Source organism: Tatumella ptyseos, assembly GCF_030552895.1.
GTDB classification, from domain to species: domain Bacteria; phylum Pseudomonadota; class Gammaproteobacteria; order Enterobacterales; family Enterobacteriaceae; genus Rosenbergiella; species Rosenbergiella ptyseos_A.
In genome coordinates this window covers 2715727-2726988 of sequence record NZ_CP130649.1, presented here as the reverse complement: position 1 = coordinate 2726988, position 11262 = coordinate 2715727, and the positions used below count along the sequence as shown (strand labels likewise).

11 protein-coding genes are annotated in these 11262 nt (G+C 44.6%); 7 read left to right on the top strand and 4 right to left on the bottom strand.

Features of this window, described 5'->3' with window-relative positions; genetic code table 11:
- Positions 1-104: 104 nt before the first annotated feature.
- The gene (locus tag QJR74_RS12905; RefSeq protein ID WP_304372220.1) at positions 105-920 is read left to right on the top strand and encodes a glycosyltransferase; all 816 of its coding nucleotides are present in this window, start codon (positions 105-107) and stop codon (positions 918-920) included.
- Between the two features lie 89 nt (positions 921-1009).
- Here QJR74_RS12905 and yddG read toward each other — a convergent pair whose 3' ends face one another.
- Positions 1010-1894 (bottom strand): aromatic amino acid DMT transporter YddG, encoded by an 885-nt coding sequence (gene yddG, locus QJR74_RS12900; RefSeq protein ID WP_304372219.1) that lies wholly within the window; start codon positions 1892-1894, stop codon positions 1010-1012.
- A 179-nt stretch (positions 1895-2073) separates the two neighbouring features.
- Between yddG and QJR74_RS12895 the strand changes: the two genes are divergently transcribed.
- On the top strand, positions 2074-2499 hold the full coding sequence (locus QJR74_RS12895) for a GFA family protein (RefSeq protein WP_304372218.1): 426 nt from the start codon (positions 2074-2076) through the stop codon (positions 2497-2499).
- A gap of 14 nt (positions 2500-2513) precedes the next feature.
- Here QJR74_RS12895 and QJR74_RS12890 read toward each other — a convergent pair whose 3' ends face one another.
- Positions 2514-3536 (bottom strand): alpha/beta hydrolase, encoded by a 1023-nt coding sequence (locus tag QJR74_RS12890; protein WP_304372217.1) that lies wholly within the window; start codon positions 3534-3536, stop codon positions 2514-2516.
- Between the two features lie 321 nt (positions 3537-3857).
- Between QJR74_RS12890 and QJR74_RS12885 the strand changes: the two genes are divergently transcribed.
- Positions 3858-6233, top strand: coding sequence for a glucose/quinate/shikimate family membrane-bound PQQ-dependent dehydrogenase (locus QJR74_RS12885; protein ID WP_304372216.1), 2376 nt, complete (start codon positions 3858-3860; stop codon positions 6231-6233).
- Positions 6234-6730: 497 nt separating this feature from the next.
- Here QJR74_RS12885 and QJR74_RS12880 read toward each other — a convergent pair whose 3' ends face one another.
- Entirely contained in the window at positions 6731-7018 is a 288-nt protein-coding gene (locus QJR74_RS12880; RefSeq protein ID WP_304372215.1) for a YjcB family protein, read from the bottom strand.
- A 198-nt stretch (positions 7019-7216) separates the two neighbouring features.
- Complete coding sequence (soxS, locus tag QJR74_RS12875; protein WP_304372214.1) at positions 7217-7582, bottom strand: superoxide response transcriptional regulator SoxS; 366 nt, start codon at positions 7580-7582, stop codon at positions 7217-7219.
- 95 nt (positions 7583-7677) lie between these two features.
- Between soxS and soxR the strand changes: the two genes are divergently transcribed.
- From soxR to QJR74_RS12855, 4 genes are all read left to right on the top strand, one after another.
- On the top strand, positions 7678-8199 hold the full coding sequence (gene soxR, locus QJR74_RS12870; RefSeq protein WP_304372213.1) for a redox-sensitive transcriptional activator SoxR: 522 nt from the start codon (positions 7678-7680) through the stop codon (positions 8197-8199).
- A 146-nt stretch (positions 8200-8345) separates the two neighbouring features.
- Positions 8346-9995, top strand: a complete 1650-nt coding sequence (locus QJR74_RS12865) for a Na+/H+ antiporter (RefSeq protein ID WP_304372212.1) — start codon at positions 8346-8348, stop codon at positions 9993-9995.
- A gap of 124 nt (positions 9996-10119) precedes the next feature.
- On the top strand, positions 10120-10554 hold the full coding sequence (locus tag QJR74_RS12860) for a CidA/LrgA family protein (protein ID WP_304372211.1): 435 nt from the start codon (positions 10120-10122) through the stop codon (positions 10552-10554).
- Positions 10547-11233: an LrgB family protein gene (locus tag QJR74_RS12855; RefSeq protein WP_304372210.1), complete on the top strand. Its 687-nt coding sequence runs from the start codon at positions 10547-10549 to the stop codon at positions 11231-11233. Before QJR74_RS12860 ends, QJR74_RS12855 begins: the two co-directional genes overlap by 8 nt.
- Positions 11234-11262 lie beyond the last annotated feature (29 nt).

Below are 11262 nucleotides of genomic sequence, written 5' to 3'. Positions count from 1 at the left end.
TTAAATTTAGAATTAATAACTAAACTCATCTCTATTTTTTAATTTTCCCATTTTCGAAATGAAAAAACGTTATCCGGATTATTTCAAGAACGGTAATATACCTTGTGAAAATTTTAGCATCTCTTGTTTTATTTAAACATAGTCTTAATGATATTGAGAAAACAATATCCGCTCTTGTGCAGGAAGATAGTATATCAACTATCGTGATTGTTGATAATGGCGGACATTGCAAATGGTTGGATTATTTCGAACATGAAAAAGTCAAAGTAATAAGAGTGCCAGTCAATCATGGGTTCGGGGCGGGGCATAATATAGTTTTTAATAAATTCAGAGACAAGGCTGACTTCATATTGATTTGTAATCCAGATATTTATTTTCAAAAAGGTGAACTAGATGAACTGTACGATTTCAGTTGTGCAGAGAAAATAGGTCTTGCAATACCCAAAATCATTTATCCAAACGGCAATAATCAATACGGTTGCAAATTACTCCCTAGCCCTTATCAACTGTTTATTCGACGTTTTTTTTCAGTCCTATCGTCTAATGTTAACAAAGAGTACGAATTACATGATGCTGATTATAACAAGGTATTCTTTGCTCCATCCTTATCAGGGTGTTTTTTACTGATTAGCAAACATGCGTTAAATGAAGTTAAGGGGTTCGATGAACGTTTTTTTATGTATATGGAAGATGTTGACTTGAGTAGACGCGTCTGTGATACGGGGTTACCGGTAAGATATTATCCAGGTTCTACAATAATTCACGTTGCTCAAGCTAAGTCCCAAAAGAGTCTAAAATTTCTAATTTACCATGTGTTTTCGGCGATCAGATATTTTAATAAATGGGGGTGGTTAACCGATAGTAAACGAATCAAGTTGAATTCACTGTGTTTGTCATCACTACTTAATTTGAAAAAGTAGATGATTTCTCAACGCTACAGGTCATTGTATTAATCGGGTACTACTCAATATAAAACCGTATTCGTCTTTATCATATGTTCAAGGTCGATTTATTTGGTCAGGGTTCCCCCTACCCAACACACCAACGATCCTCCACACACTAAAAGAGCTCCGATCCAGAATATTCCATTCAACGGTTGGCTTAACCAAACACTTGAAAATAGGCTTGAAATTACAGGGATAAAGTAGCTGAGCGTGGCCAGAAGCTTGATGTTACCGTGTAAAATACCGGTGTTCCACGCCGCATAACCTAGGCCCATCGCACAGGCGAGTAAGCATAATGCGCCGACTCCTGTCGTGGTAAAATGTAAACTAGGTTGCGGCGTGAACATAAAGCCGCACCATAAGGCGAGGGCAGTCAGGATAAAGTAAAGGGTAATACCATTACAGCCGTTAGCGATTCGCTTCGTTAAAACGCAATATAGGCTCCATATTATTGCACCGGAGAGGGCGAGAGCGAAGCTCAATGGATTCTCACTGAGATTAATTAACATTGATTGCCACAAGTTACCTTGTCCTTGTCCGAGGACTTGGCTAATACCAAACATGCTAATCGCAATACCTACTAGCATTAACAATCTCGGACGTTGTCCATTGAGTACCACGGCAAGAAGTAGCGTCATGCTTGGCCAAAGATAATTAATCAGGCCAATTTGTATTGCCTGTATATTGGAAGTGGCAAAGCCTAAGGAAAGTGATAAACATATCTCATAAGCGACGAAAAGTAGGGTACCTATGTAGAGATACGTTTTTGGGAAAGTGTTCAACTTAGGAAATCCGATAGTAAGTACTAACAATATACTTGCCCCAGTATAGACAAGGGCTGAACCTCCTAAGGGGCCAAAATTAAACGTCACTTCCCGCATAAGTCCCACAATGGTACTCCACAGCAAAATCGCTAAGACTCCCAGTAAGGTGGCACGTAGTGATGTCATTTTATTTCCTTAGCAATTTGACCGCCCCGCGATAGGATAGAACTCCCCCTGAGACTAAGTTTGTTAGTGCTCGCTATCACTAAATAGAAGTTGATAGTGAGGCCTTCAGAGCCTTACACTGCACCGTCATTTAATTTTGAGTTTCTTGATGACTTCCACCATTACATGATGAGGCACCCATGCAAGGCTCTTGTTTATGCGGTTCAATAAAATTTACCTTATCCTATAGTCCAACACTTTTCTATCGTTGCCATTGTTCTTTATGTCGCCGACAAACGGGTACCGAATCAAATTATGCAACCTTGGTGCATACTACCGATTTTGAATGGCTTACAGGCGAAGCGAGTATTCACTCTTGGAAGAAAGAGACCGGTTATCGTAACGACTTTTGTCAGCAATGCGGGAGCACGGTTCCTAACCCCCTCTCAAAAATACCCTATCACTGGGTACCCTTAGGTTTATTGGACGGACTTGAGCGCTATCGCTGTGTCGCGGATTTCTGCCTACAGGGTTCACCTTTACACTCATCTTCATCTGAAATCCTATCTTACAAAGAGCCTGTTCAATCGTTGGAGCAGCTACTCAGTGTGCTCCAGCTGACTTAAATGTTAGTAAGCATTTACTGTTTTTCAGAGTAGCGACGAACAAAGTCAGCTGAGCTATCCAACACCTGCTGGCTCGCGCGATATTGCATGCTGAACTCAAAGTCATGGTTAAGTGGCTCAGGCCATTGCTTTGGATAAATATGAGCCTCAACTGGAACCTTGAGTGCTTCTAAGCGCTGGATAAAGGGACGTGATTGCCCTTGGGTCAGTAAATCATTATCACTTGCGCTAATCCAAATTGGAGGATAGTGGGTCGTCAACCAAGGCGTCGCCGACATCGCATAAAGTTTTCTTAGGCTAGGGGGCTTCTCGCCACTATAAGCGCCTAATACTTCTTGCATAATCCAGCGGATAGTCCAAGGGAGCTTCTGGCCACTTTGATATAAACTCGCGATATCATAGACTCCACTGTGTAAGACTAAGCCTTTAAGCTGGTGAGATTGGATAGCAGGGGGGATCGCCAGCTGCTGTTGTAACGTGGGAGAGTTAAGCAGAGCCGCATAGTTACTGACAATATTCGCACCGGCAGAGTCACCACTAAGAAAAAGGCGATTAAGGTCTAGTTTTTGATGATGAGTAGACTTGAGTGCTTGCAAGGCTTGATTAAGTTGTTCAAGTTGAGTAGGGAAAGCTGCGGAAGGTACCAAATCGTACTCGACATTCACTACTGCAAATCCGCGATCAGCCAGAAGCCTAGCGTAGGCCAACATGCTTTCTTTACTCCCTGCGACCCAGCCTCCGCCGTGCACTAATACGATGACGGGTAAGGGATATCCAGTTTGAGTTGTGGGCGTGACAATATCCATTTTTGAACTAGGCAAGTCGCCATAGCGTAAATTGCTGGTAATTCTTAAATCATGTTGAACATTCTTGTCTGCATAGTCACGCAACGCTTGAACATTTTTTTTGGTCGTCTGATTTTCCATTGCGCCATGTAATAAAGAAATGGCCGAAGACTGGCAGCCTGTTAGCAGTAAACTCACAGCGATCGTTTTAAGTCCTTTAGAACCTAGCGCTATAAAGAGTGTTTTTTTCATGCTTTTACCTCCTTTTTGTAGAGTGAATGTTAAATTTTTAGCTGTTGCCTCATAAAAAATGTCAATGAACTGTGCGATTAATCATATTTTGTATAGAAATTTTTTATTAATAAGCCATACTAACCGTCGTTATGAAGATCTCGTAAACATTGGTTACAAGTTGGCGAATTTTTCATCGCAGGTGAATGTGAAAAATCGGAGATTGGTGCGGCAAGCTTCATTCGACGTGAGTAATTAAAAATATAAATTTCCTGCTTTAGGGCGGTCTTATTGCTCCGATTTTTACATTTTAAAATAGCGGTTTATTTAAGGTAGATTTCGATGTCTAGGGAACGCAGAGGCTTACGTCTCATTACGTTATTATTCTCTCTCTTCTGCTGCTTATGGTTAATCATTGGTGGTGGGTACTTATTGGCAATCGGTGGTAGTAGCTACTATCTGATTACCGGTCTCGTCATGGCGCTTTTCACTGCGCAGCTGGCTAAACGTAAAGGTGGCGCGTTTTTCGTCTATGCCTTGATCCTTATCGCTACTGCGATTTGGTCATACGTTGAGTGTGGTATTGACTTTTGGGCGCTGGCTCCACGTTTAGGTATCTGGACCCTGTTCGGTATCTGGATGTTACTACCACCCGTCTATCGTCAAATTTCTCGTCCTAACGCGGGGAATACGCCACGTACTGCAATGGCAGTCGGTGTTATTGTTAACCTGCTGATGGTCGGTGCGAGTTTTGTGGTAAAAGACCCACAAGAAATCGATGGCACCTTACACGTTAATAACGACGCTATTGCTACGCCAAGCGTGGCTGCGCAAGATTGGCCAGCGTATGCGCGTACTCAAGACGGCGTACGTTACTCGCCATTAACGCAAATCAATGAGCAAAATGTCAAAGATCTCCAAGTTGCTTGGACATTCCGTACCGGTGATTTGAAGCGTGCTGATGACCCAGGTGAGATCACCAACGAATCTACTCCGATTAAAGTCGGTAACATGCTTTATACCTGTACTGCACACCAGATTCTTATTGCTCTGGATGCCGCGACGGGGAAAGAAAAGTGGCGTTTTGATCCGAAGATTAAATACGATTCAACTTTCCAGCATATGACTTGTCGTGGCGTTTCTTACCACGAAGTTTCTGCCACACCTGCTAACGGTAGCCAACCTGCTGCGTGTTCACGTCGTATCCTATTACCTGTAAACGATGGTCGTCTGTTTGCGGTGGATGCGGAAAACGGTCAGGTTTGTAAAGACTTCGCGAATAACGGCGAAATCGACTTACAGCACAAGCAACCTCATGCATACCCGGGTGGCTATGAGCCAACCTCTCCGCCAATTATCACTGATAAAGTGATTATTATTGCGGGTGCGGTCACCGATAACTTATCGACGAAAGAGCCTTCAGGTGTGATTCGTGGATTTGATGTCAATACCGGACAACTGCTTTGGGCCTTCGATCCAGGTGCTAAAGATCCGAATGCTATCCCTGCAGATGGTGAAAGCTACACGCCAAACTCACCAAACTCATGGGCGCCTTCAGCTTATGATGCAAAACTAGATATCGTTTACATCCCAATGGGTGTCAGTACTCCTGATATCTGGGGCGGTAACCGTACTCCAGACCAAGAGAAGTTTGCGACTGGTATCTTAGCGTTACATGCTTCAACCGGTAAACTGGCTTGGTTCTACCAAACAGTGCACCACGATTTGTGGGATATGGATGTTCCGGCACAGCCAACCTTAGCTGATATTAAAGATCAACAAGGTAATACTGTACCGGTTATCTATGCTCCAGCAAAAACCGGTGACATTTTTGTTCTGAACCGTGTTACAGGAAAACCTGTTGTCCCTGCAAACGAACATCCAGTACCACAAGGTGCAGCAGAAGGTGACCACTTGTCGCCGACCCAACCTTATTCTGAATTCAGCTACCGCCCAACGGCGCACCTGACAGATAAGAAAATGTGGGGCGCGACCATGTTCGACCAGATGATCTGTCGAATCATGTTCCACCGTCTACGTTATGAAGGTCCGTTTACTCCTCCTTCTGTTCAAGGGACCCTAGTGTTCCCGGGTAACTTAGGGATGTTCGAGTGGGGCGGTATCTCCGTGAACACCGATAAACAGTTTGCAATTACTAACCCAATGCAACTGCCGTTTGTTTCTAAACTGATTCCTCGTGGTCCAAACAACCCAATGGAACCGGATGAGAAAGGGGCTAAAGGGTCAGGTAGCGAAGCGGGTCTGCAACACCAATACGGTGCGAAGTTTGGCGTAGAGCTAAATCCGTTCCTGTCACCATTCGGTCTGCCATGTATGGAACCTTCATGGGGCTTCGTTTCTGCGGTTAACCTGCAAAACCACGAAATCATCTGGAAGAAACGTATCGGCACCATCCGTGATAGCTCGCCGATTCCTCTACCGCTGAAAGTGGGTACCCCAATGCTGGGTGCACCAATTACTACAGCAGGTAACGTCTTCTTTATTGCTGCAACATTAGATAACTACCTGCGTGCCTACAGTGTGCATGACGGTAAATTGTTATGGCAAGCACGTCTACCAGCGGGTGGACAAGCAACGCCGATGACGTATGAAGTGGATGGCAAGCAATATGTCGTGATTAATGCTGGTGGTCATGGTTCATTCGGATCAACCATGGGCGATTACATCATTGCGTATAAACTTCCTGACGCGAAGTAATAGATTGGTATCGCCCAGCTAGGGTGATGTCTATTGACGCTAAAAGCCTCGAATAAAGTGATTTATTCGGGGTTTTTTTATGGGCTGAGTACCGCCATCGGTGTGAAGAAACCATTGAAGAAAAATCATCTTACGCCCATGTTTATTCTCGAAGCATAACATGTCAAAGGCTATGCCAAAGTTTTTCGCCTACTACTAGATAAACATCGCCTATAGCTTATGAAATAGCGGATAAGACCATGAATGTCGATACGATAGACCGCATTTAGTTAGGAATAATCAGGGTTGGTCATAGTGTAGTCGTTAAGCATACTTACGCTGAATCACCGACTGCCAATGATCAAGGTACGGCGATTTACCAATACCCTTTCCAGAGCTTGGATAAAAATTTATTCGGCTTATTCTGGGATAAAGGGGAGAGGATGATGAGAGAGAGAAGCGAGGGGAAGCGTTACCTGAGCTTATTAAGGTGTTGCTTCCCATGCTCATAACAACGATTAGAAGTTGTTTGGGATAAAGATATCTGGAGATTGTTGTAATGCATAGTTGAAGGCATCTGTTGCGATATTCGCCATAGATTGCCAATGTTGCAAACTGAAATCGATTCCAAGAAGTCCCGTCACAAACCAGCAAGAAGTGAAGAGGCCTACCCCTGTAAACACAGCACTGGCTGTCTTAAGGCTGTTTTGCTGGCATTTAATTTTCATGATGCTAGCCATGTACATTAGTCCTGCACTTAGCAAGCCCCAACGCATAACAATCAAGCTTGTCGCGAGAGCGCTCATTGTCGTTCCTCATTGTTAACTAAAGGAGCACCCGTTGTTGATTTAACAGACAACGAGAGAGTGAGATAAAGTGTGATTTAGCTCACATTATAGACAAAGAAGTGCCAGATTTGAAGGGTAAGTTAAATAATTAGTAATATTGGCTCGCCGTTGTTAACGAGCCTTAGCACAAAAGGGTAAAGATTGAGAACATTAACACTAGGATAACGATCCGACACTACTAAAATTAGGTAAGGTACGGCAGCGTTGAGAATGACGATAGGCCGTGGGGGTAAGATCGAATTTACGGCGGAACACTCGAGAGAACGTCTGCTGTGATTCGTAGCCATATTGTAGCGCGATATCAAAGACTGGGCGTTGGCTAACGCATAAAGCTTCTGCGGCTTTTGCTAAGCGTCGGTCACGGATGTAGTCGCCAAGTGTCTGACGCGTCATTGCACGGAACATTCTTTGTAAGTGCCATTTGGAATATCCAGATTTGGCGGCAACTTCATCAATCGAAAGATTATTCCCGAGATTTTGATCGATCCACTCGGTGAGTGAAATGATGATTTCTTTTTGCATCTGACGTTATTCCTCTGGTTAGTCATCACATAATGTGATCTCGAACAAGTTTTTAAAGTATAATTCCTCAAGTTAACTTGAGGTAAAGCTTAAAAATGAAAAAAGAACGATCTCAATTAAAATCAAGACTTTCCCCAGGGGAGGTCGCGAAGCGGAGCGGGGTTGCCGTCTCTGCGCTGCACTTTTACGAGACAAAAGGGCTCATTGCGAGTACACGTAATGCCGCTAACCAACGACGTTATAGTCGTGACGTGTTACGGCGAGTGGCGATTATCAAAATCGCTCAGCGCATCGGCCTACCTTTGGCCACCCTTAGCGAAAATTTAGCAAGTTACCCTCCAGATAAACGTATCTCTGCTAAGGAGTGGGAACAGCTTACTGCGCAGTGGCGTGATGAGTTGGATAAGCGTATCGAAACGTTGATTAGACTACGAGATGACCTTAATGGGTGCATTGGCTGTGGTTGCCTTTCTATGCGCGATTGCCCTTTACGTAATGCCGACGACCATTTAGCTACACAAGGTAAGGGAGCGGTTCTCTTAGAGCAGGAGACGATTGATTCAGAGCTTTCTTCTGAGGGGAAGGCTAAAGAGCTGGTAGGCTCAACAAAGTCGTAATCTATAATCAGAAGAAGTCGATAGATTCTTTTTGGTTAAGCACGTTTTTTACGCCACGTTAAAGGTGTAGGGTGTATTGTAAATAAATGAGTGAGCCTGTTGTTGCTAATAGGTTTTTTGTCTTCTGGAAAGGTTACAAGGAAAACATGGAAATTTTCTTCACCATATTGATTATGACGCTGGTGGTATCGCTCTCTGGTGTTGCGGCTCGTATCATTCCCTTTCAAATCCCCTTGCCGTTAGTGCAAATTATTGCCGGTGCGTTGCTGGGATGGCCAAGTTTTGGTTTACACGTCAATTTTGACCCTGAACTCTTTTTAGTTCTGTTTATCCCGCCTTTACTTTTTTCCGATGGTTGGAAAACCCCGATTAATGAATTCCTACACCATGGGCGGGAAATCATTGGATTAGCCTTAGTATTAGTCCTGATTACTGTCGTGGGAATTGGCTATCTTATTCACTGGACGATACCAGGAGTTCCCTTAATTCCTGCTTTTGCTCTGGCCGCAGTACTCTCCCCAACCGATGCCGTGGCATTATCAGGTATAGTGGGCGAAGGGCGGATTCCTAAAAAAATTATGTCGATCGTTCAAGGCGAAGCTTTAATGAACGATGCCTCGGGTCTGGTCTCCCTAAACTTTGCCATCGCGGTGGCTATGGGATCCATGGTATTTACCTGGTCGGGAGCCTCGCTCGAATTCTTAAAAGTCTCACTCGGTGGATTACTGGCCGGGGTCGTGGTGTGTTGGCTTTATGGTAAATCGCTTCGTCTGTTTAGCCGTTGGAGTGGCGATGACCCGGCGACGCAAACGGTATTGCTAATGCTACTCCCTTTCGCTTCATATCTCATCGCTGAACACCTTGGTACATCGGGGATTCTTGCGGCCGTGGCCGCAGGGATGACCATCAGCCGTTCTGGGATAATCCGCCAAGCCCCGTTAGCGATGCGCTTACGGGCAAATAGTGTTTGGCAAATGCTTGAGTTCGTCTTTAACGGCATGGTGTTTTTGATGCTGGGTTTACAGCTCCCCGGAATTTTACAAACCACACTTACCGAGGCTGAAGTCGATAACAACGTAAATATTTGGATTCTGTTATTTGCGGTCGCTATGATCTATTTAGCCTTGATCGTGGTACGTTTCGGCTGGTTATTCCTTATGCAGAGGATTAGTAAACGCTTACTTAAGAAACGTCCAATGGAGTTTAGTAACTACTCAGTAAGGGAGTTACTCGTGGCAACTTTCGCGGGTGTTCGAGGGGCAGTTACCCTGGCGGGTGTTTTATCCATTCCACTATTCTTACCGAACGGTGAAAACTTTCCAGCGCGCTACGAATTAGTCTTCCTTGCTACGGGAGTGATACTCTTTTCACTATTAGCGGGGGTCGTTACTTTACCGGTATTGCTTAAGGGCGTCTCGGGTATCGATAAAGGTGAAACGGGAAGAGAATTACGTAAAGCCCGCTCCATCATGGCTAAATCAGGGATTGATAGCCTGTATAAGATGGAAGAGCGTTTAGCGAAAGATACTAATGAGAATATCGATCCGGAGGTTTTAAAAGAAGTCAGCTCTCGAGTGATTGGCCATTTACGTCGGCGATTAGATGATAAAGACGATGTCGAACAGGCTATGTTTATGGAAAATCTGGAGAGGCGTTTGCGACTTAATGCTCTGCGTGCTGAGCGTGCAGAAGTTTACCACCTTCGGGCGACCAAGCAGATATCCGATGAATCTATGCGTAAACTCCTACGCGATTTAGACCTGCTAGAAGCACTCCTTATCGAAAAAGAAGAGTGATCCTCTGTCCCCCACCTCTCGAGATGGGGGATGTTTAATGATGGACGATAATTTTTATTCATTTCACTGTTACCGCCCCTCTCTATATACTGATTTTTTTACTTAAAGATAACGAGGCACCCGAATGTCCACTTTATGGCGCCGCTTACGCCAAAAGTTGGTAACCGATTCGTTGTGGCAAATTCCGCTGCAACTCTGTATCTATATCGGTCTATACCTCTTAGCCGGCTTGCTGGTTAATCTTTTCCATCTCCCTCTTCCCGCGAATGTTATCGGCTTAGGTATTTTGCTGCTGCTTATTATGCTACGTATTGTCCCAGTAAAGTGGGTTCGTGCGGGGGGGAATTGGCTATTAGCTGAGATGCTACTTTTCTTTATTCCGGCGGTCGTGGCAGTGGTCAATTATGGTCCTTTGCTACGGAGCGAAGGGTGGAAAATTGTCGCGGTGATCGGTTTGAGCACTATTATGGTTTTAGCTGCGACCGGCTTTGTGGTCGAGCGGGTATTTCGTTTTGAGATGAACCGTGCACAACGTAAGTTAGGGGCGAATGATGAGTAGTATGCTCGTAAATATCGGCTGCTTAGTCTTGACTGTCATCATCTACTACCTTAATAAACGTCTTTACCGACGTTGGCGCTTACTACTGTTAATGCCCTTAGTATTCACGCCGTTAGTATTAATTATTTTACTACTCACGACGCCTATCTCGTGGGAAGATTATATCGGTGACAACCATTGGTTAATCTGGTTATTAGGTCCGGCGACGCTAGCCTTTGCCGTTCCCGTCTATGAAAACTTGGGGATGATTCGACGGCATTGGATGTCACTCGGAGCTGGTGTATTGACAGCGGTAACGGTCGCGGTTTTTAGCTCTGTCTGGTTAGCTCGTCTTTTCTCGTTACCGGAAATGGTCGAACGCAGTTTAGCGGTTCGCTCTATCACTACCCCTTTTGCGCTCGCTGCGGCTAAACAAGTTGGCGGACAACCCGATCTCGTTGCCTTATTTGTAGTAATTACTGGGGTGTTCGGGATGGCAATCGGCGATTTTCTGTTTCTGCGATTGATGATTAAACAAAGTATTGCAAAAGGAGCCAGTTTAGGCGCTGCATCTCACGGAGCCGGTACTGCAAAAGCCTATCAGCTGGGTCCAGAGGAAGGGGTTGTATCAAGCTTAGTCATGATGTTAGCGGGGATAATGACCGTGCTACTGGCCCCCTTTATTCGATTACTTTTTTGAGAATAAGGGTCACTGTCAAACAGTGACCC

Coding starts and splice junctions, on each gene's coding strand:
- QJR74_RS12895 (WP_304372218.1), top strand. CDS start 2,074: ATGCAAGGCTCTTGTTTATGCGGTTCAATAAAATTTACCTTATCCTAT.
- QJR74_RS12860 (WP_304372211.1), top strand. CDS start 10,120: ATGTCCACTTTATGGCGCCGCTTACGCCAAAAGTTGGTAACCGATTCG.
- QJR74_RS12885 (WP_304372216.1), top strand. CDS start 3,858: ATGTCTAGGGAACGCAGAGGCTTACGTCTCATTACGTTATTATTCTCT.
- QJR74_RS12865 (WP_304372212.1), top strand. CDS start 8,346: ATGGAAATTTTCTTCACCATATTGATTATGACGCTGGTGGTATCGCTC.
- yddG (WP_304372219.1), bottom strand. CDS start 1,894: ATGACATCACTACGTGCCACCTTACTGGGAGTCTTAGCGATTTTGCTG.
- QJR74_RS12880 (WP_304372215.1), bottom strand. CDS start 7,018: ATGAGCGCTCTCGCGACAAGCTTGATTGTTATGCGTTGGGGCTTGCTA.
- soxR (WP_304372213.1), top strand. CDS start 7,678: ATGAAAAAAGAACGATCTCAATTAAAATCAAGACTTTCCCCAGGGGAG.
- QJR74_RS12855 (WP_304372210.1), top strand. CDS start 10,547: ATGAGTAGTATGCTCGTAAATATCGGCTGCTTAGTCTTGACTGTCATC.
- QJR74_RS12890 (WP_304372217.1), bottom strand. CDS start 3,536: ATGAAAAAAACACTCTTTATAGCGCTAGGTTCTAAAGGACTTAAAACG.
- soxS (WP_304372214.1), bottom strand. CDS start 7,582: ATGCAAAAAGAAATCATCATTTCACTCACCGAGTGGATCGATCAAAAT.